General features: G+C 70.9%; 13 protein-coding genes. 10 read left to right on the plus strand and 3 right to left on the minus strand.

Annotation, left to right across the window (positions count from 1 at the left end):
* The first annotated feature begins 179 nt into the window (after nucleotides 1–179).
* The 4 genes from ACWH4W_RS15455 to ACWH4W_RS15470 all read left to right on the plus strand — a co-directional run bounded on the left by ACWH4W_RS15455 (nucleotide 180) and on the right by ACWH4W_RS15470 (nucleotide 5,453).
* Nucleotides 180–1,034 (plus strand): metalloregulator ArsR/SmtB family transcription factor, encoded by an 855-nt coding sequence (locus tag ACWH4W_RS15455; protein WP_473076301.1) that lies wholly within the window; start codon nucleotides 180–182, stop codon nucleotides 1,032–1,034.
* Nucleotides 1,031–1,630: a dihydrofolate reductase family protein gene (locus ACWH4W_RS15460; protein WP_473076302.1), complete on the plus strand. Its 600-nt coding sequence runs from the start codon at nucleotides 1,031–1,033 to the stop codon at nucleotides 1,628–1,630. The genes ACWH4W_RS15455 and ACWH4W_RS15460 overlap by 4 nt, the downstream gene beginning before the upstream one ends.
* Before the next feature lie 387 nt (nucleotides 1,631–2,017).
* Nucleotides 2,018–4,852: an aconitate hydratase gene (locus tag ACWH4W_RS15465; protein WP_473076303.1), complete on the plus strand. Its 2,835-nt coding sequence runs from the start codon at nucleotides 2,018–2,020 to the stop codon at nucleotides 4,850–4,852.
* A 262-nt stretch (nucleotides 4,853–5,114) separates the two neighbouring features.
* A complete protein-coding gene (locus tag ACWH4W_RS15470; RefSeq protein ID WP_473076304.1) occupies nucleotides 5,115–5,453 on the plus strand; it encodes a hypothetical protein in 339 nt (112 codons plus the stop codon).
* A 245-nt stretch (nucleotides 5,454–5,698) separates the two neighbouring features.
* On the opposite strand, the gene ACWH4W_RS15475 is transcribed toward ACWH4W_RS15470, so the two are convergent.
* On the minus strand, nucleotides 5,699–6,691 hold the full coding sequence (locus ACWH4W_RS15475; protein WP_473076305.1) for an acetylxylan esterase: 993 nt from the start codon (nucleotides 6,689–6,691) through the stop codon (nucleotides 5,699–5,701).
* Between the two features lie 252 nt (nucleotides 6,692–6,943).
* Here ACWH4W_RS15475 and ACWH4W_RS15480 point away from each other — a divergent pair, with 252 nt between their 5' ends.
* From ACWH4W_RS15480 to ACWH4W_RS15500, 5 genes are all read left to right on the plus strand, one after another.
* On the plus strand, nucleotides 6,944–7,936 hold the full coding sequence (locus tag ACWH4W_RS15480) for an ABC transporter permease (protein WP_473076306.1): 993 nt from the start codon (nucleotides 6,944–6,946) through the stop codon (nucleotides 7,934–7,936).
* On the plus strand, nucleotides 7,930–8,811 hold the full coding sequence (locus tag ACWH4W_RS15485; RefSeq protein ID WP_473076307.1) for a carbohydrate ABC transporter permease: 882 nt from the start codon (nucleotides 7,930–7,932) through the stop codon (nucleotides 8,809–8,811). Before ACWH4W_RS15480 ends, ACWH4W_RS15485 begins: the two co-directional genes overlap by 7 nt.
* A gap of 80 nt (nucleotides 8,812–8,891) precedes the next feature.
* Nucleotides 8,892–10,550 (plus strand): ABC transporter substrate-binding protein, encoded by a 1,659-nt coding sequence (locus ACWH4W_RS15490; RefSeq protein ID WP_473076308.1) that lies wholly within the window; start codon nucleotides 8,892–8,894, stop codon nucleotides 10,548–10,550.
* The gene (locus ACWH4W_RS15495) at nucleotides 10,547–12,064 is read left to right on the plus strand and encodes a GH39 family glycosyl hydrolase (RefSeq protein WP_473076309.1); all 1,518 of its coding nucleotides are present in this window, start codon (nucleotides 10,547–10,549) and stop codon (nucleotides 12,062–12,064) included. The genes ACWH4W_RS15490 and ACWH4W_RS15495 overlap by 4 nt, the downstream gene beginning before the upstream one ends.
* A complete protein-coding gene (locus ACWH4W_RS15500; protein WP_473076310.1) occupies nucleotides 12,061–12,744 on the plus strand; it encodes a hypothetical protein in 684 nt (227 codons plus the stop codon). Before ACWH4W_RS15495 ends, ACWH4W_RS15500 begins: the two co-directional genes overlap by 4 nt.
* Before the next feature lie 14 nt (nucleotides 12,745–12,758).
* Here the strand turns inward: ACWH4W_RS15500 and ACWH4W_RS15505 are convergent, their stop codons facing one another.
* The gene (locus tag ACWH4W_RS15505; RefSeq protein ID WP_473076311.1) at nucleotides 12,759–14,723 is read right to left on the minus strand and encodes an alpha-glucuronidase; all 1,965 of its coding nucleotides are present in this window, start codon (nucleotides 14,721–14,723) and stop codon (nucleotides 12,759–12,761) included.
* Between the two features lie 118 nt (nucleotides 14,724–14,841).
* Nucleotides 14,842–18,645, minus strand: coding sequence for a GH92 family glycosyl hydrolase (locus ACWH4W_RS15510; RefSeq protein ID WP_473076312.1), 3,804 nt, complete (start codon nucleotides 18,643–18,645; stop codon nucleotides 14,842–14,844).
* Nucleotides 18,646–19,021: 376 nt separating this feature from the next.
* On the opposite strand from ACWH4W_RS15510, the gene ngcE reads away from it, so the two are divergent.
* Complete coding sequence (ngcE, locus tag ACWH4W_RS15515; protein ID WP_473076313.1) at nucleotides 19,022–20,476, plus strand: N-acetylglucosamine/diacetylchitobiose ABC transporter substrate-binding protein; 1,455 nt, start codon at nucleotides 19,022–19,024, stop codon at nucleotides 20,474–20,476.
* Nucleotides 20,477–20,481: the final 5 nt, after the last annotated feature.

Genomic DNA, 20,481 nt, shown 5'->3' on the forward strand with positions numbered 1-20,481 from the left:
GGGGCCGGGTTCGTGCGGAGTCGGCGGGGGGGCGGAGGAGGGGAGGGGGGCGGAGGAGGGGAGGGGGGCGGAGGAGGGGAGGGGGTCGTGCGCCCCCGGGAGGGTGGGGTCCGGCGCCCCGAAGCCCCCCTCGATACATTCCTTGACAGGAATATTCTTTTCTGGGAATGATCTCGCCCATGGACGCACTCCTCACCGCACTGGCCGACCCGGTCCGCTGGCGGCTCGTGGGGCTGCTGGCCGAGCGGCCCCGCTCGGTCGGCGTTCTCGCCCAGCTCGCCGAGGCGCGCCAGCCGCAGACGACCAAGCACCTGCAGACCCTTGAGCGCGCCGGCATCGTCACCTCGCAGCGCAGCGGCCAGCGCCGTATCTACGCGCTCCGGTCCGCCCCTTTGCGGGACCTGGCAGGTGCGCTCAGCCGGCTCGCCGACACCGCGGACCAGGAGGGCGGTCCGCGGGCGACCTACGACCGCTACGGACGGAGTCTCCGCGCGGAGCGGCTCGCCGCAGGGGAGCCGGGGTGGGCCGACGGCCGCTCGTTCAGGTTCCACCGGTCGCTGGCGGGGCGCCCCGAGCTGGTCTGGCGCCACCTCACCGAGGCATCCCTGCTCGCCCGCTGGTGGACGCCGGACGACCTTCGCGTCTCCGAGCTCGTCTTCGAGGCGAGGCCGGGTGGACGGGTCGTCCAGGAGTACCGCGATGCCGAGGACTCCGACGGCTCCGACCCGGTCGCCGGTCGCGCGGAGGGAGTCGTCGAGGACGTGCGCCCCGGTGAGCGCCTCGGCTACCGGCTCTCTCCCGTGCTGCCCGACGGGGGCGTCGCCTTCACCGCCCACGTCGACATCGGCCTGAGGCCCACCGGTACGGGCACGGACCTCGACGTCCACTGGCGGATCACGGACAGCGCGATCGCCTCCGCCGACTTCGTCGCAGGCATCGAGATCGGCTTCGGCCAGAGCCTCGACAAGCTCGTGGCGGCCCTCGCCGCAGACCCGCACGACACCGACAGTGCCGACACGAGGAGCACGAGATGACCGACTCGACCGGCCGCAGGGTGACCGCGAACCTGGCCCTCAGCCTCGACGGGCGTTACCACGGTCCCGGTGGGGCCGGCGATTTCAGCGCGTTCGCCCCGTACGTGACCACCGAGGTCGCGCGGAACCACCTCACCCGCATCTGGGAGGGCGCGACGACGGCGCTGCTCGGCAGGGTCAACGCCGAGGGATTCCTGGGGTACTGGCCGTCGGTCGCCGCGGACGGGAACGCCGATCCGCGCGATCGTGGATACGCGAGGTGGCTGGTCGACACCGAGAAGGTGGTCCTCTCGACCACCCTGGCCGAGGCGCCGTGGGAACACGCTCGCGTGGTGAACGCTCCTGCCGCAGACGTCGTCGCCGGCCTCAGGGCCACCGGCGAGGGCGACATCCTCGTCAACAGCAGCGCCAGCGTCATCAAGGCGCTTCTCTCGGCGGATCTGCTGGACCGGCTGTACCTCATGATCTTCCCCGAGATCGTCGGGGGCGGGCAGCGGCTGTTCGAGGACGGCCTGCCGAGCTCGCGGTGGAAGCTCGCCCATCAGGAGACCGGCGATCTGGGCGAGATCGCCGTGGTCTACGACCGGGCGCGCTGATCCGGCCGGTCGGCGCACCCGGCGTGCTCCTTGTCCGGGCGGTCGGGGCGCCGTCCTTGCCGTGGCGCCCTGCGAGCCGCCCCGGTCGGCACGGCCACCGGCCCCGGCGCGATTGGCCCGTACGGCCAGTTCACCGGGACGGAAGGCCCGACGGCGGCGTTCGCCGAGCGAACGCCTCGGTGGGACGGGAGCGGTCACCGGATCCCGGGCATGACCATTCCGTGCCCGTGTACTAGGATTATCTCGACATCGAGATATCTGCCGAGGCGCACCGCGGTCGTCGCGCGACTTAGGCACACCTAACTTAGCCTGACCTCACCGGAACGGCCAAGCCGGCGTGGCGGCACGATTGACGGTGGTACGCGCACATCAATGAAGGAGACTGTCGTGTCGGCGAACAGCTTCGACGCCCGCAGCACGCTGCAGGTGGGCGACGAGTCGTACGAGATCTTCCGGCTGGACAAGGTCGAGGGCTCCGCGCGCCTTCCCTACAGCCTGAAGGTGCTGCTGGAGAACCTCCTCCGCACCGAGGACGGCGCGAACATCACCGCCGACCACATCCGCGCCCTGGGCGGCTGGGACTCCCAGGCGCAGCCGTCGCAGGAGATCCAGTTCACGCCGGCCCGCGTGATCATGCAGGACTTCACCGGCGTGCCCTGTGTCGTCGACCTCGCCACGATGCGCGAGGCCGTGAAGGAGCTCGGCGGCGACCCGGCGAAGATCAACCCGCTGGCCCCGGCCGAGCTGGTCATCGACCACTCCGTGATCGCCGACAAGTTCGGCACCAACGACGCCTTCAAGCAGAACGTCGACCTGGAGTACGGCCGCAACAAGGAGCGCTACCAGTTCCTGCGCTGGGGCCAGACCGCGTTCGACGAGTTCAAGGTCGTCCCGCCCGGCACCGGCATCGTCCACCAGGTGAACATCGAGCACCTGGCCCGCGTCGTCATGACCCGCGACGGCAAGGCGTACCCCGACACCCTGGTCGGCACCGACTCGCACACCACGATGGTCAACGGCCTCGGCGTCCTCGGCTGGGGCGTCGGCGGCATCGAGGCCGAGGCCGCCATGCTCGGCCAGCCGGTCTCCATGCTGATCCCGCGCGTCGTCGGCTTCAAGCTGACCGGCGAGCTCAAGCCCGGCACCACCGCCACCGACCTGGTGCTCACCATCACCGAGATGCTGCGCAAGCACGGCGTCGTCGGCAAGTTCGTCGAGTTCTACGGCGAGGGCGTCGCCGCCACCTCGCTGGCCAACCGCGCCACCATCGGCAACATGTCGCCGGAGTTCGGCTCCACCGCCGCGATCTTCCCGATCGACGACGAGACGCTGAGCTACCTGCGCCTGACCGGCCGCTCCGAGCAGCAGGTCGCCCTGGTCGAGGCCTACGCCAAGGAGCAGGGCCTCTGGCTGGACCCGAAGGCCGAGCCGGACTTCTCCGAGAAGCTCGAGCTGGACCTGTCCACGGTCGTCCCGTCCATCGCCGGCCCGAAGCGCCCGCAGGACCGCATCGAACTGACCCGCGCCGCCGAGCAGTTCAACGCCGACGTGCTCGACTACGTGGCCGCCGGTGTCACCGGCGGCGACGACCGCAAGCCGGGCGTCCCGCAGCAGGAGCAGCCGCACGGTGTCGCCTCCCCGGTCGACGAGGCGAGCGCCGAGTCCTTCCCCGCCAGCGACGCCCCGGCCTACGGCCACGACGACAACGGTGCCGGCGCCCCGCAGCACCCCTCCTCGGCGGCCGGTACCGGCCCGTCCAACCCGGTCGAGGTGACCGCCCCCGACGGCACCACCTACACGCTGGACCACGGCGCGGTGACGGTCGCGGCCATCACCTCCTGCACCAACACCTCCAACCCGTACGTCATGGTCGCCGCCGCGCTGGTGGCCAAGAAGGCGGTGGAGAAGGGCCTGACCCGCAAGCCGTGGGTCAAGACCACCCTCGCCCCGGGCTCCAAGGTCGTCACCGACTACTTCGAGAAGGCGGGCCTCACCCCGTACCTCGACAAGGTCGGCTTCAACCTGGTCGGTTACGGCTGCACCACCTGCATCGGCAACTCCGGCCCGCTGCCGGAGGAGGTCTCCCAGGCCGTCAACGAGCACGACCTGGCCGTCACCTCGGTGCTGTCCGGCAACCGCAACTTCGAGGGCCGGATCAACCCCGACGTCAAGATGAACTACCTGGCCTCCCCGCCGCTGGTGGTCGCCTACGCGATCGCCGGTTCCATGAAGGTGGACATCACCCGCGATGCCCTCGGCCACGACCAGGACGGCAACCCGGTCTTCCTGAAGGACATCTGGCCCTCCGAGGCCGAGGTGAACGACGTCGTGGCGAACGCCATCGGCGAGGACATGTTCTCCAAGTCCTACTCCGACGTCTTCGCCGGCGACGCCCAGTGGCAGGCGCTGCCCGTCCCGACCGGCGACACCTTCGAGTGGGACGCGGAGTCCACCTACGTCCGCAAGCCCCCGTACTTCGAGGGCATGCAGATGGAGCCGGCCCCGGTCGAGGACATCTCCGGCGCCCGCGTGCTGGCCAAGCTGGGCGACTCGGTCACCACCGACCACATCTCCCCGGCCGGCGCCATCAAGGCCGACACCCCGGCCGGCAAGTACCTCACGGAGCACGGCATCGAGCGCCGCGACTTCAACAGCTACGGCTCGCGCCGCGGCAACCACGAGGTCATGATCCGCGGTACGTTCGCCAACATCCGCCTGCGCAACCAGATCGCGCCGGGCACCGAGGGCGGCTACACCCGCGACTTCACGCAGGAGGGCGGCCCGGTCTCCTTCATCTACGACGCCTCGCGGAACTACCAGGCCGCCGGCATCCCGCTGGTCGTCCTGGCCGGCAAGGAGTACGGCTCCGGCTCGTCCCGCGACTGGGCGGCCAAGGGCACCGCGCTCCTCGGCGTCAAGGCCGTCATCGCCGAGTCGTACGAGCGCATCCACCGCTCGAACCTCATCGGCATGGGCGTCCTGCCGCTGCAGTTCCCGGAGGGCCACACCGCCGAGTCCCTCGGCCTGACCGGCGAGGAGACCTTCTCCGTCTCCGGCGTGACCGAGCTGAACAACGGCACCACGCCCCGCACGGTGAAGGTCACCACCGACACCGGTGTCGAGTTCGACGCGGTCGTCCGCATCGACACCCCCGGTGAGGCCGACTACTACCGCAACGGCGGCATCCTGCAGTACGTGCTGCGCAGCCTGATCCGCAAGTAAGGGCCGGGCAGGGCGACCGAGGGCCGCATCCCCGCACGGGGATGCGGCCCTCGGCGTGTGCGGGCCGCGCCGCCGGCGTGCGGCCCGATACGTGCGGTAACCGTTTACAACCCCGCCACCCGGCGATACCGTCGCCCTCACGGACGAGGTGGGAGCGCTCCCATGAGCGTGGCGGACCGGAACCCGTCGCCGGGGCGCCGCCGCCTCGTCCGCCCAGCGTCCTTGTCACCCGTCGACCCCCACCGTCGCGGACGGGAGTGTCATGATCGCGCCAATCGAGCATCGTGCCGGCGCCCGGCCGACGCTGCGTACCGGCAGCAGGGTGCTGTTCCTCGCCCTGGTCTGCCTGCTGGCCGCGGTACCGGCGGCCGGCCTGGCCCTGACCTCGGGCGCCGTCGCCCATGCCCGCCCCGACACGCTGCCGCGCCCCGAACTCCCCGGCCTGCTCTGCCGCGCGGGCACGACGCCCGCCGCCGACACCCCGGGCCGCGCCGGCGGCGTCGTGCGCCCGATGCCCGCGGCCTGCGACCTCCGGGCAGCCGCACTCGCCTCCCGGCCGACCGCCCACGCCGGAACGGCCCTGTCGTGCCGGGCCGGTTGACCTCCGCCCCGGGGCGGTTGGCTTCCGTCCAGGGCCGGTTGGCCTCCGCCCCGGGGCGGTGCGGTCATGTGACCCCTGTATCGGCCGCCACCGGGTGGCAGGGCCGTGCCTCGTCCCAGGTCCCCGTTGCCGGGTGGCAGGGTCGCGCCTCGTCCCAGGTCCCCGTTGCCGGGTGGCAGGGTCGTGCCTCGTCCCAGGTCCCCGCCCCCCGGCGGCGCGCCCGCCCCCCGTCGCCACCCGCGCCCTTACGCCCCCAACACCCCCCGCAGCCATCCCAGTTGCCGCCGCACATGCACCGCGTCCCCGCCCTCGTGCCCGTTGTACGGGTAGGCGTGCAGCACCTTCTCCTCCTGCCCGCCCGTCAGCTCCGCGTAGCGGTTGTACGCCGCGTACGCGCCGCTCGGCGGGCACACCGTGTCGCGGAGGCCCACGCCGAAGTGGGCGGGCGCCTGCGCGCGGCGGGCGAAGGAGACGCCCTCGACGTGGGACAGGGTGCGGTGGGCCGCCTCCTCCGCGCCCCGGTGGACGGCGAGATACGCGCTGATCTCGCCGTACGGCGCCGCGTCCGTGAGGTCCAGCGCGCGGCGGATCCCGCACAGGAAGGGGGCGGTGACCAAGGCCGCCGCGAGGTCCGGGACCAGTCCCGCGACCGCCAGGGCCAGGCCCCCGCCCTGGCTGTTGCCCGCCGCCGCGACCCGGGAGGCGTCCACGCCGGGCAGTGCGCGCACGGCGTCCACCGCGCGGACCGCGTCGGTGATCAGGCGGCGGTAGTGATAGTCGTACGGGTCGAGCAGCCCGCGCACCGCCGGTCCGGGGCCGCCCGGCGCGCCGGTGTGCGGGTCGAGGGTGTCGCCCCCGCAGCCGTACTGGTCGCCCTGCCCGCGGTTGTCCATCAGCAGATGCGCGTACCCGGCGTTCACCCAGGTCAGGCGTTCGTGGGGGAGGCCGCGTCCGCGTCCGTACCCGGCGAACTCCACCACGGCGGGGAGCGGTTCGGCCACCCCCGCGGGGCGGCTGAACCACGCGCGCACCGGGTCACCCGCGAAGCCGCGGAAGGTGACGTCCCAGGTCTCGGTCAGCCGCAGCCCGCCGTCCACGGGGTCGGCGGAGACCAGGACGTCCCCCGCGCCCGACGCCTCCGTCAGCGTGCGCTGCCAGAACGCGTCGAAGTCCGCGGGTTCGGCGACGTCCGGACGGTGGCGCTCCAGTTCAGCCGGGGGCAGGTCGAACGCGGGCACGCGGCACCTCGCAGAGTCGGCCGGACGGCACCCCGATCGTTGCGGGCGCGCCGCAGGAAATTTCGGTGGACGGTAACAGATCTTGACCGGGTTCCACAGCGGTCCGTTCCGGACTTCCGTGCGCCGCGACGCGGGAAAATCCCCCTGTGCGCCATCCATTGACACCACTGACCGTGACTCATAAGTTGCCGCGGAGTTACCGGTAGATGATCGAAAGTTTCGGTTCTGCGTCAGGTACGGGAGGCTCGGCCCATGAGCAGCTCCACCACGTCGGCTCCACCCCCGGGTCTACAAGGCCCGCCGCCGGCGCCCCCGCCCCGCCGCCGCGCCCGGCCGCCCTCGCCCACCGGCTGGCGACGCGCGCTGCGCAAGGACTGGCAGCTCTACTCGCTGGCCGTGCTGCCGCTGCTGTTCTTCCTGGTGTTCCGCTATCTGCCGATGATCGGCAATGTGATCGCGTTCCGCCGGTTCGAGCCGGGCGGGTCGATCCTCGGCGAGTACTGGGTGGGACTGCGGTACGTCGAGATGTTCCTGTCCGACCCGACCTTCTGGCAGGTCTTCCGGAACACCCTGTGGATCGGCGGGCTGACGCTCCTCTTCTGCTTCCCGGTCCCGATCGTGCTCGCCCTGCTGCTCAACGAGGTCCGCCGCAGGTCACTGAAACGATTCGTGCAGTCGGTGTCCTACCTGCCGCACTTCCTGTCCATCGTGATCGTCGCCGGCATCACGATGCAGATGCTCGCCACGGACGGCCCGGTCAACCACGTGCTCGGCTGGTTCGGGCACGACCCGATCCGGTTCATCCAGGAGCCCGACTGGTTCCGCACCGTCTACGTCGGCTCCGAGATCTGGCAGACCGCCGGCTGGGGCACCATCCTCTACCTCGCCGCGCTCACCACCATCGACGAGGACCTGTACGAGGCCGCCCGGATCGACGGCGCGAACCGCTGGCGGCAGATCTGGCACGTCACCCTGCCCGGCATCCGTCCCACCATGATCACGCTGCTGATCCTCAACATCGGCACGTTCCTGGCCGTCGGTTTCGAGAAAGTCCTGTTGCTCTACAACCCGCTGACCTATCCCACCGCCGACGTCATCTCCACCTACCTCTACCGGACCGGTGTGGAGTCCAACAGCTTCAGCTACGCCGCCGCCATCGGCCTGTTCGAGGCGGTCATCGGCCTGGTGCTGATCACCTCGGCCAACCAGCTCTCGCGCCGCACGGTGGGGACGAGCCTGTGGTGAGCACCATCCGCCCCTCCCGGGGCTACCGCGTCTTCCAGGGCGTGAACGGCGTCGTCCTCACCCTGGTCGTGCTGATCACGCTGTACCCGTTCGTCAACATCGTCGCCCGGTCGTTCAGCGGCGAGCGGGAGATCCGCGCCGGTGACGTGACGCTGTGGCCCAAGGGCTTCAACCTCACCACCTACGAGATCGTCTTCTCCGACTCGATGTTCTGGCGGAACTACGGCAACACCGTCCTCTACACGGTCGTCGCCACCGCCGTCGCCATGGTGCTGACCACCTGCTACGCCTACGTCCTGTCCAAGCACCACCTCAAGGGCCGCGGCGCGCTGGTCGGGATCGCCGTGTTCACCATGTTCTTCACCGGCGGCCTCATCCCGAACTACGTCCTGATCACCAGCCTCGGGCTGAAGAACAGCGTGTGGGCCATCGCCCTGCCGAACGCGATCAGTGTCTTCAACCTGCTGGTGATGAAGGCCTTCTTCGAGAGCCTGCCGTCGGAGCTGGAGGAAGCCGCGCAGATCGACGGCCTGAGCACCTACGGCGTCCTGCTGCGGATCGTGCTGCCGCTGTCCAAGGCGGTCGTCGCCACCATGGTGCTCTTCTACTCGGTGTCCTTCTGGAACTCCTGGTTCTCGGCGTTCCTCTACATGGACCGCACCGAGCTGATGCCGGTCACGGTGTATCTGCGCAACCTCCTCGCGGGCGCCACCGGAGGCACCGGCGCCGGCGCCACCACCGAGAACCTCACCCAGGTCAACGCCAACATCCAGGCGGTGACGATCGTGCTCACCTCGCTGCCGATCCTCTGCGTGTACCCGTTCGTGCAGCGCTACTTCGTCTCCGGCGTGATGCTCGGCGCGGTCAAGGGCTGACGACCGCCGGCGCCCCACCCCTCATTCCCCCCATCCCCCCATCCCCCCATTCCCCCACGTCACCCGTCACAGGAGTCCCCGTGAAGAACACCGGACAGCTCTCCCGGCGCCAGATCCTCGCCGCCGCGGGCTTCGTCGGCCTCGCCACGCTCACCGGCTGCGGCAGCGGCGGTGACGGCGAGGACGCCAAGGACCTGTCGAAGAAGCGCACGGGCGCCATGAAGGACTACCGCGCCGGACAGCAGTTCAGGGCCACCGAGCCGCTCACCTTCACCGTCCTGCACAACGACAACCCCGTCTACCCGATGAAGGGGAGCTGGCTGTTCTGGAAGGAGCTCACCCGGCGCACGGGCGTCACCCTGGACGCCACCCCGGTCCCGCTGAGCGACTACGAGAAGAAGCGCAGCCTCCTCATCGGCGCGGACGACGCCCCGCTGCTGATCCCCAAGACCTACCCGGGCGCGGAGACCGCGTTCGTCTCCTCCGGAGCCATCCTGCCGGTCAGCGAGTACGCCGACCTGATGCCCCACTTCCAGGAGAAGGTCAGGAGATGGAACCTCCAGCCGGAGGTCGACTCGCTGCGCCAGTCCGACGGCCGCTCCTACCTGCTCCCCGGACTGCACGAGAAGGTGCGCCAGCAGTACTCGCTGTCCTTCCGCACCGACGTCCTCGCCAGGCACGGACTGGCCCTGCCGGCCACCTGGGACGAGGTGTACACGACCCTCAAGGCGCTCCGTGAGGAGTACCCGGACCGCTACCCGTTCACCGACCGCTGGAGCACCAACACCCCCTTCCCGGCAGGCGCGCTGTTCCAGTACCTCGGCCAGGCGCACGGCGTCCGGGCCGGCTGGTCGTACCTGAACACCACCTGGGACGCCGAGGCGGAGCAGTTCGTCTTCACCGGCGCCACGGACGCCTTCCGCCAGGTCGTGGAGTACCTGCGCACGCTGGTCGCCGAGAAGCTGATGGACCCGGAGAGCTTCACCCAGACCGACGAGGAGGCGGTCGAGAAGCTGCTGGGGGAGAGGGCCTTCGCGATCAGCGCCAACGCGCAGGAACTGGTGCAGAACTACCGCTACAACCTCGAGCGGCAGGTCAAGGGCGCCACCATCGAGATGATCCCGGTGCCGCTCGGCCCGGCGGGCCCGGTGGTCATGGGCGGCGGGCGCCTGGAGAACGGCATGATGATCTCCAGCAAGGCGCTGGAGCGGGACGACTTCGTCGCCCTGATGCAGTTCGTCGACTGGCTCTGGTACTCCGACGCCGGCCAGGAGTTCTGCAAGTGGGGCGTGGAGAACACCACGTTCACCCGCTCCGGCCCCACGGGTTACGAGCTCGAACCCGGCATCTCCCTCATGGGTTCCGACCCGGACGCCCCGAAGGACCTGCAGAAGGACTTCGGCTTCCACAACGGCGTGTTCACCTACGGCGGCAGCTGGGCCCTGGTGTCCTCCTCCTTCGGGCCGGACGAGAAGAAGTTCACCGACGCGATGGCCGCGCGCGAGGAACTGCCCACCGACCCGCCGCACCCGCTGCGCGCCGAGGAGCAGGAGCAGGCCACCCTCTGGGACACCCCGCTGAAGGACCACGTCACCCAGAACGCCCTGCGCTTCGTGCTCGGCAAGCGCCCGCTGTCCGAGTGGGAGGACTACGTCAAGGAGCTCAAGGCCAAGAACATGGACCGGTACATCGAGCTGCACAACCAGGCGTACCAGCGGTTCCAGAAGGAGAACGCGTGATCCGCGTGCCCGCGGAACCGGCCGGCCGGCTGTCCGGCGCCTGGCGCGCCTGCGTCGGCACCGGCCGGCTCGACATCGCCCTGCGCCGTGACTACCAGGACTCCCTCGCCCTGCTCCAGCGCGAGATCGGCTTCCGTCATCTGCGCGGCCACGGCCTGCTCAGCGACGGCATGGGCGTCCACCGCCCCTACGCGTGGCAGGGCGCCCGCCGCACCCACCACTCGTTCACCTACCTCGACCAGGCGCTCGACGCCTGTCTCGCCGCCGGCATCCGCCCGTTCCTCGAACTCGGTTTCATGCCGAGCGAGATGGCCTCGGGGACGCAGACGGTGTTCTGGTGGCGGGGCAACGTCACCCCGCCCGCCGACGAGAAGGAGTGGACCCGCCTGGTGCGCGCGGTCCTCACCCACCTGATCGACCGCTACGGCCTCGACGAGGTGCGCACCTGGCCCGTCGAGGTGTGGAACGAGCCGGACCTGCCGCAGTTCTGGCAGGACGCCGACGAGACGGCCTACCACCGGCTGTACGAGGCGACGGCGCACACCGTGAAGGAGGTGGACGCGGAGCTCGCGGTCGGCGGGCCCGCGCTGTCGCCGGCCGCGGACGGCTGGCTGGAGCGGTTCGCCGAGTTCGCCGAACGCCGTGACGTGCCCGTGGACTTCGTGTCCCGCCACGCCTACGCCTCCGGGCCCGCGCGGCACGTCCCGTTCGGCACGCACCAGACCCTCGCCCCGGCGAGCACCCTGCTCGACCAGTTCGCCCAGCCGCGCAAGGCCCTCGCGGGCACCCGCCTGGCCGGACTGCCGGTGCACATCACCGAGTTCAACTCCTCCTACCGGCCCGACAACCTCATCCACGACACCGCCTTCCACGCCGCCTACCTCGCCCCGGTGGTGGTGGCGGGCGGCGACCACGCCGACTCCTTCTCCTACTGGACGTTCAGCGACGTCTTCGAGGAGACCGGCATCCCCACCGCCCTGTTCCACGGGGGGTTCGGCCTGCTCACCCACCGCCAGATCCGCAAACCCACCTACCACCTGTACGCGTTCATGGCCCGGATGGGGGAGGAGCGGCTCGCGCACGGCGACGGCCACCTGGTGACCCGGCACCCCGACGGACGGATCACCGTCCTCGCCTGGGCCCCCGTCGACCCCACGGGACACACCCCGGGCCCGGACCGGCACACCCTGCGCCTGTCCCTCCCGGTGGGCGGCGAGGGGCGCGGCGAGGTGTTCGCGCGCCGGTCCTCCGTCGACGAGGAGCGCGGCAACGCGTACACCGCCTGGCGGCACATGGGCTCCCCGCGCTCCCCGCGGCCCGGTCAGCTCGACGTGCTGCACGAGGCCGCCGAGCCCGCCCGCGGCCACGGCCGGCTGCCCGTCGAGGACGGCCGGACGGACCTCACCGTCACCCTCGCCCGTCACGAGATCACCCTCGTCGAGCTGACCCGGGTGGACGACGAGGCCCCGCCCTGGTGGGACGAGCGGCGGCTGCTCGGCGGGGAGGCGCCGTGAGCACCGTACGCGCCGACGCCTTCGGCACCGGCCCGCTCTCCCGGGCCGCCGCGCTGATCCACACGCTCGTCACCGTCGAGGCCCTGCTGCTGCTCACCGCGGCGCCGGGCCTCGCCGGCCTCCTCCTGCTCGCTCCCGACCCCGCCAACCTGCCGCTCGCCGCACTCTGTCTGCTGCCCCTCGGCCCGTCCTGTGCCGCGGCCCTCCACGCCCTGCACCACCGCAGCGGCGACCTCACCGAGCTCCGCCCGGCCCGCGCCTTCCTGCGCGGCTGGCGGATCAACGCCGTCCCCGCGCTGAAGTTGTGGACGCCGCTGCTCGGCTGGCTCACGGTCATCGCGTTCACCCTCACCCACTTCCCGGCCACCGGGCTGCCCGGCTGGTGGGCGTTCCTGCTCGCCCTCATCGGCGCCGGAAGCCTGCTGTGGGGCGCCCACGCACTGGTGCTGACCGCCCTGTTCGCCTTCCGCGCCCGCGACACCTCCCGCCTCGCCGCGTACTTCCTGGCGCGGCACCCCCGGGCCACCGCGGGCGCCCTGTCCCTGCTGGTCCTCACGGCCGCCGGCACCGCCCTGCTCACCGAGGCGCTGCCCGCCCTGCTCGCCGCGCCGCTGCTGCTGTCGCTGCTGCGCGGCAGCCGCCCGGTGATCGAGGAGACCCGGGAGCGCTTCACGGCCTGAGACCGCCCGCGCCCTCAGTGGATGGTGCGCCCGTGCGCGTCCGGCACCCCGGACTTGCGCAGGAAGTAGCTGTTGACCTGGTCCCGCCACTCGCGGGCGCAGCGCAGCTGCTCCTCGAACCGCTCGGCCACCCGCGCGTGCCGCTCCGGCTCCACCAGGTCCACGAGGTCCGCCCACACCCGGCGGGCCTCCTCGGCCTCCTCCACGCCTTCGAAGTGGGTGTCGTAGATGTGCTGGATCACCGTCTTCCCGCTGTGCAGCACATGGCCGTACGGCACGTGGTGGAAGAACAGCAGCAGCTCGTCGGGGCAGGTGGCGGGGGACTCGTAGAGCTTCGCCCACGGCTCGGCGTACTGCCCGGCGAAGCCGGTGCCGGTCGCGGTGGAGCGGTCGACGCCGACGCCGTCCCGGTCGGCGAAGTGGTAGGTGCCCCACGGGCTGTACTCGTAGCCGTCCACGCTCGGCCCGTAGTGGTGGCCCGGCTGCACCATGAAGCCCACGCCGAGCGGCGCGGTGTACTTCTCGTACGTCGCCCGGGAGCCGTCCAGGACCGCGTGCAGCCCGTCGGCCAGCCGGTCCGGGGCGCCGGGGTGGGTGAGGGCGATCCACTCGTCGAGGACGGCCCGCGGGTCCGCCGCCGGGTCCCATGCCAGCCGCCCGAAGGTGTACAGGTTGGCCTGGGCGAGCGGGTGCCCGGTCCAGAACCGGTCGTCGCCGGCGTTGGACACCGCGACCAGCCCGTCCGCGAGCCGCCCGGCGGCCACCTCGCCGTCCGGGCGGAACCGCAGCGCCTCGCTCCACATCGGGCCCAGCCAGCACACGTGCCGCTGCTGCCCGGTGTACTCCTGGGTCACCTGGAACTCCACCGCGAGCCGGGTCCCCGGCATCGCGCCGATCAGCGGCGAGACCGGCTCGCGCACCTGGAAGTCCATCGGTCCGTGCTTCACCTGGAGCACCGCGTTGCCCGCGAACTCCCCGTCCAGCGGGGTGAAGTGGTCGTACGCGGCCCGCGCCCGGTCGGTCGAGCGGTCCCGCCAGTCCTGGCGGTGGTCGTAGACGAAGGCCCGCCAGTGCACCGTGCCGCCGTACGGCTCCAGCGCGGCGGCCAGCATGTTCGCCCCGTCGGCGTGCGAGCGGCCGTAGGCGAAGGGGCCGGGCCGGCCCTCGGAGTCGGCCTTGACCACGTACCCGCCGAAGTCCGGGATCGCCTCGTACACCCGGGCGGTCACCTCCGCCCACCAGGCGCGTACGGCCGCGTCCAGCGGGTCGGCGGTGGGGAGCCCGCCCAGCGGCACCGGCGCGGCGAAGCTGACCGACAGGTGCGTGCGGACGCCGTACGGGCGCAGGGCGTCGGCGATCGCGGCCACGTCGCCGATCCGGTCGGTCAGCAGCCGCGCCTCGGTGGCGTGCACGTTGACGTTGTTGACGGCGACGGCGTTGACGCCGCACGCGGCCAGCAGCCTGCCGTACGCCCGCACCCGGCCGAGGTCCCCGCGCGCCTCGCCGTCCGCCCAGAACAGGGAGCCGCCGGCGTAGCCGCGCTCGACCTGCCCCATCACCGGGTGCACGGCCACGTTGTCCCAGTGGTCCAGCATGCGGGTGGCGAGCGCGGGCCGGTGGGCGCGCGGCGGGAGGTCCCCGGCGAAGGCGTCCTCGCCCAGCCGCACGACGTGGAACAGCCCGTACAGCAGACCGCGTCCGCCGGACGCGGTCACCGTCGTGACGCCGTCGGCGCGTTGAAGTGTGCAGCCCTCGTCGGCGGGGTCGTCGCCGGTGAGTTCCAGGACCAGCTCGGCGTCCGTCGCGTCGCCGGTGCGAGTCACCTCGCCGCCGAACCGTGCACAGGCACCGGCGAGTTCCTCGTGCACCGTGTCCGCCAGGGGGTCCGTGACGCCCCGCAGCACCGAACGCCGGGCGCCGACCGCGCGGAACGCGGCGGCGGGCAGCCAGGCGGCGTCGAAGTCCCCCGAGTCCGTCATGGCTCCATTCTGGTGCACCGGGTGCTCCGGAGGTACCCGTGGCCGGCAGGAAACCCAGGGGTGGTCCCAAGGAGAAGGCGGGCCCGGACCAGGTCCGGGCCCGCCGGGTGAGCGGGGGTCAGCTCAGCAGTTCCACCTCCGCCAGCGTCGCCTCACCGGTCAGCACCAGCCGGTGGTGCGCGTACGCCTTCGGCTCGGCGACCGAGAAGACGCGGGTCTGCCGGTCCCAGCGGAAGGACTCGTCCGTCCGCCGGTCCAGGTCCTGCCAGGTCGTCCCGTCCGCGGAGCCCTGCAGCACCCAGCCGGTGGGAGCCTTGGCGGCCTCCGCGGAGGTCAGCGTGTACTGCACCGCCGTGGCGGCCCCCTCCACGGGCAGCTCGACCTCGGTCACCGTGGCGTCCGTCGCCGAGGTGTTGTCGAACAGCGGTCCCTCGCCCTTCAGTGCGTCCGCGCGGGGCGTGGGCACCTCGTCGTCCTGGGTGATCGACACCGGCGCCGCGTTCTCACCGGTGCCCCACGCCGACGGGCGCGGGCCCATGTCGAACTCCAGCACGCCGCCCCTGGCGATCACCGAGTGCGGCAGCGCCGTGGAGTTCCACCGCTTGCCGTTGACCTTCAGGCCCTGCACGTAGACGTTCTTCGCGCTGTTCCTCGGCGCCTTGACGACCAGGTCGCGGCCGTTCTCCAGGTGCACGGTCATCTTCGTGAACAGCGGGGAGCCGATGGCGTACTCGCCGCTGCCCATCACCAGCGGGTAGAAGCCGAGCGAGGAGAACAGGTACCAGGCGGACTGCTCGCCGTTGTCCTCGTCGCCGTGGTAGCCCTGCCCGATCTCACTGCCGGTGTACAGACGGGACAGCACCTCGCGCACGTTCTTCTGGGTCTTCCAGGGCTGCCCGGCCGCGTCGTACATGTACAGGGCGTGGTGGGCCACCTGGTTGGAGTGGCCGTACATGCCCATCCGCACGTCGCGCGCCTCGATCATCTCGTGGATGACGCCGCCGTAGGAGCCCTTGAGGTCCGGGGAGGCCGTCTCGGGCGTGGCGAGGTACTCGTCCAGCTTGCCGGCGAGGCCCGCGCGCCCGCCGTACAGGTTGGCCAGCCCCCGGCTGTCCTGGGCGGCGGTGAACGCGTAGCCCCAGCCGTTGGTCTCCGTGTAGTCGTGGCCCCACACCCGGGGGTCGTACGCGGAGGACTCCACCCGCCAGTCGCCCTCGAGGTCACGGCCCTGGAAGAAGCCGGCCTCGGAGTCGAACAGGTTGACGTAGTCCTGCGCCCGGTCGAGGAAGTACGCGGACTCCTCCTGGTAGCGCTTGTCACCCGTCTTCTCGTACAGCGCCTCGCCCATCCTGGCGATGCCGTAGTCGTTGAGGTAGCCCTCCAGGGCCCAGGACAGACCCTCGTGGGTCTCGGTGCTGGTGTAGCCGAGGAACGGCGAGGTCGCCATGCCCTTGCGGCCCACACCGGACGACGGCGGCACCACGGTGGCGTTCTTCACCGCGGCGTCGTACGCGGCCTTCGCGTCGAAGGTGTCGACGCCCTTGACGTAGGCGTCCGCGAACGCCACGTCCGAGGAGGTGCCGGTCATCAGGTCCGCGTAGCCGGGCGAGGACCAGCGCGAGGTCCAGCCGCCGTCCCTGTAGTGCTGCACGAACCCGTCGACCAGCTCACCGGCCTTGGACGGGGTGAGGAAGGAGTACGCCGGCCAGGTCGTCCGGTAGGTGTCCCAGAAGCCGTTGTTGACGTACACCTTGCCGTCCACGATCTTCGCGCCCGTGCGGGTCGGCGTGTCCTGCTCCGGCATCCTCGAGAACGGCGAGGCGTACTTGTACTCCCCGTCGACCTTCTCGAAGCCCGAGTTCGGGTACAGGTACAGCCGGTAGAGGCTGGAGTAGAGCGTGGTCAGCTGGTCCGGGGTGGCGCCCTCGACCTCGACCTTGCCGAGGATGCGGTCCCACTGGCGCCGGGCGTCCCGCTTGACCTTCTCGAACGAGGTCTTCCGCCCGATCTCCTGGCGCAGGTTGTCCTTCGCCTGGTCGACGCTGATCAGCGAGGTGGCCAGGCGCAGGGTGACCGTGCGGTCCTCGCCCGCGTCGAAGCGCAGGTGGCCGCGCTCGCCCTGGGAGCCGCCGCCGACCGCCTTGCGGTCGAACTCGCCGTAGACGAACATCCGGGTCGCGCCGGTGGACAGGCCGGACTTCACGTCCGAGTAGCCGGTGAAGGAGGAGTTCTCCTCGTCCAGCGTCAGCCCCGCCTGGTCGGTGACGTTGTCGAAGATCACGCTCGCGTCGTCGCCGGGGAAGGTGAAGCGCATCATCGCCGCGTGGTCCGTCGGCGCCATCTCGGCCTTCACGCCGTTCTCGAACCGCACCCCGTAGTAGTACGGCCGGGCGGTCTCGTTCTCGTGCCGGAAGGCCAGTTCGCGCGCCTCCCGGCCGGTCTCCGGGGTGCCCTCCGCGGCCGACGGCATCACCTGGAAGGTCTGCCGGTCGCCCATCCAGGGACTCGGCTCGTGGCTCGCGCTGAACGCCTGGATCGTGGGCAGGTTGTCGTCGTTGTTGTCCGCCGCGTACTCGTAGAGCCACCTGTCCGACCCGGCGTTGGTCACCGGGGTCCAGAAGTTGAAACCGTGCGGCACCGCCGTCGCGGGGAAGGTGTTGCCGCGCGAGAAGCTGCCGCTGGAGTGGGTGCCGCGGGTGGTCACCGCGTAGTCCGACAGATGCGCCTTCGGCGGCTCGGGCCGCACCCGCTTCAGCGCCACGTCGTCCAGCCAGCCGCGGAACTTCGCCGGGCCCTTGGGGGAGTCGTACGCCACCAGGATCCGGTCGACCGTCTTGCCCCTGGCCACCGAGCCGATCCGGGAGACCACGTTGTTCCACTGGTTGACGTACAGCACCTTGGCGTCGCCCTGCCCGCGCGGGGTGAGCGGGAAGCCGTGCTGGTCGGTGGCGCGCAGGTCGCTCAGGTAGGTGCCGTCGGTGAAGGCGAGGTCGACGGCGACGTTCGTGGCGTCGTAGTCGAGGTCGCCGTCCGCCATCGAGGGGAAGACCCGGTAGGACAGCTGGGTGTCCCGCTCGACCCTGACGTCGACGTCGAACACCTTGTTGTACGAGTACGCCCGCCCGTCGGCGAGGTGCCGGCCGGCGTAGCGCAGCGCCCGCAGGCCGGTGAAGCCCGCCCGGGCCTTCGCGGTCGGGGAGCCGGTCGGGCCGTGGTCGACCAGCGACAGCATGTGGCCGGGGACCGGCTCGTCCTCGCCGCCGGCCGCGAACTGCACGTCGGCGAGCTGGACCAGGCCGCCGCTGCCGTTCCTGGTGATCTCCAGCCGGAAGTGCCGGTACGCGCCGACGGCCGACGCGTCCAGCAGGTACGTCTTCGTCTGGAAGCGCTCGTCGAACGTCTCGCCCGAGCGGGTGTCGAGGGTCGTCCAGTTCTCGCCGTCGGCGGAGCCCTTGAGGGTCCAGTCGCGCGGGTCGCGCTCCGCGTGGTCGTTGGCGGAGGTGAGCGCGTAGCGCAGCACCTCGACCGGCGCGTCGAAGTCGAACTCCAGCCAGGCGGTGGGCTCGAAGGCCAGCCACTTGGTGCCGGCCAGGCTGTCGACGAGGTGCTCCTTCACCTCCCGGCCGCTGGTGTTCTCCGCGCTCGCGCGGACGTGCGTGACGTCGTCGGTGATGTTGCCGGGGATGCCGGCGCTGTAGCCGCCGTCGACTCCAAAGGCGCGTGCGCCGCCGCGCGTCGTCTCCACGGTGTTCAGCCAGTCCGGGGCGGGGTCCCCGGACTCGAACGAGGAGGCGAACTCCCGGTCGGTCCTCGGCGGCGCGTCGGGCAGCGCCACGGCGACGCCCTGCGAGCCCGCGGCAAGAGCGAAGGCGGTCGCCGCGACGACCGCCCTTCCCCATCTGTGCCGAACCCTCTGTTGCATGCGCGAGCACCCTCCCTGCGTTGGACAACGTTGTCAATTGCAGTGCGCAAGGACCAGTAGTGGGTCAAGTGACCCATGATGTCAAGGGGGTTGATGGGCGCATTCGCCGACGATGGCGCGGACTTTTCCGTCGTGCAAGGCGCCCGGGGCTCTTGTTTCCGTGAGGTCTCAACTCGGAAAAGACGTACGGGGAACCTTGCATTCGATCTTGCTCCGTCGGCGTGAAGTGGACTATACCTGTCGGCACTCCGGGGCAGTCTTCAGCGCACCCGACCCGTACCAGCCGCACTTCCTGCACGACCCAGCTTGACCCGAACGCGGTGCCGGGAAGGATCCGGTTCACCGCCTGAGTCCTGGAGAAGGCGAGGACTTGAGCATGGGATCCACTTCCGTCGGCAGCAACGGCACCGGTGACACGAGCGGCGTGGGGCGCCGTGACCTGATCAAACGGTCCGCCGCACTCGGCCTGCTGTCCGTCCCCACGATGAGCTTCCTGTCCGCCTGTGCCAGTGGCGGCGGCGGGGAGGGGGACTCCGGTGACAACAAGGGCGAGACGACCGAATCCAATCCCTTCGGCGTCAAGGAAGGCAGCAAACTCGACATCGTCATCTTCAAGGGCGGTTACGGCGACGACTACGCGAAAGCCTGGGAAGCCTCGTTCGAGAAGAAATGGGGAGTGACGTCGGTCCACACCGGCACCCAGGAGATCACGGGCAAGCTCCAGCCCCGCTTCAACGCCGGCAACCCGCCGGACATCGTCGACGACTCCGGCGCCCAGCAGATCCCGATCGACGTGCTGTACAAGAACGGCCAGCTCCTGGACCTCGCCGAGGTGCTGGACGCCCCGTCGGTCGACGACCCCGGCACCAAGGTGCGCGACACCCTCATCCCCGGCACGCTCGACACCGGCATGCAGGAGGGCAAGGTCGTCGCCCTCAACTACATCTACACGGTGTGGGGCCTGTGGTACTCCGGCAAGCTCTTCCAGGAGAAGGGCTGGGAACCGCCGAAGACCTGGGCGGACTTCCTCGCCGTCTGCGCGGACGCCAAGGCACAGGGCATCGGCGGCCTCGCCCACCAGGGCAAGTTCCCGTACTACATCAACGTCGCCATCATGGACCTGATCGCCAAGAAGGGCGGCCTGGACGCCATGAAGGCGATCGACAACCTCGACCCCAAGGCGTTCGTCGGCTCCGACGCCGCCGCGGAGGCCATCGAGGCGATCTACGAGGTCGTGGAGAAGGGCTACTTGATGCCCGGCACCAACGGCCTGACCCACACCGAGTCGCAGACCCGCTGGAACCAGTACAAGGCCGCCTTCATCACCAGCGGCTCCTGGCTCGAGAACGAGCAGCTCAAGACGACACCGGACGACTTCGACATGAAGTTCCTGCCGATGCCGCTGCTGCCCGGCAGCGCCCTGCCGTTCGAGGCGATCCGGGCCGGCTCCGGCGAGCCCTTCATCATCCCGTCCAAGGCCAAGAACCAGCCCGCGGCCAAGGAGTTCATGCGGATGATGCTCTCCCGGGAGTGGTCGACGCTGTTCGCCAAGGAGGCCAACTCGCTGACCATCCTCAAGGACGGCGTCGACCCCGGCGTCGAGCTGCGGCCGGGCACCCAGTCCACGGTCGAGGCGACCAAGGCGGCCGGCGACAACACCTTCCGCTACCTGTACACCGAGTGGTACAGCGAGATGGGCGCCGCCATCGAGAACGCCTCCAACGAGCTGATGGCCCGGCGCATCCAGCCCAAGGAATGGCTCAAGCGGGCCCAGGCCGCGGTCGACAAGCAGGCCAAGGACCCGGCCTCGAAGAAGAACCGCCGCGACTGATCTCG

The sequence above is a fragment of the Streptomyces sp. DSM 120436 genome, from assembly GCF_055778765.1.

Coding starts and splice junctions, on each gene's coding strand:
- ACWH4W_RS15455 (WP_473076301.1), top strand. CDS start 180: ATGGACGCACTCCTCACCGCACTGGCCGACCCGGTCCGCTGGCGGCTC.
- ACWH4W_RS15460 (WP_473076302.1), top strand. CDS start 1,031: ATGACCGACTCGACCGGCCGCAGGGTGACCGCGAACCTGGCCCTCAGC.
- ACWH4W_RS15470 (WP_473076304.1), top strand. CDS start 5,115: ATGATCGCGCCAATCGAGCATCGTGCCGGCGCCCGGCCGACGCTGCGT.
- ACWH4W_RS15480 (WP_473076306.1), top strand. CDS start 6,944: ATGAGCAGCTCCACCACGTCGGCTCCACCCCCGGGTCTACAAGGCCCG.
- ACWH4W_RS15505 (WP_473076311.1), bottom strand. CDS start 14,723: ATGACGGACTCGGGGGACTTCGACGCCGCCTGGCTGCCCGCCGCCGCG.
- ACWH4W_RS15510 (WP_473076312.1), bottom strand. CDS start 18,645: ATGCAACAGAGGGTTCGGCACAGATGGGGAAGGGCGGTCGTCGCGGCG.
- ngcE (WP_473076313.1), top strand. CDS start 19,022: ATGGGATCCACTTCCGTCGGCAGCAACGGCACCGGTGACACGAGCGGC.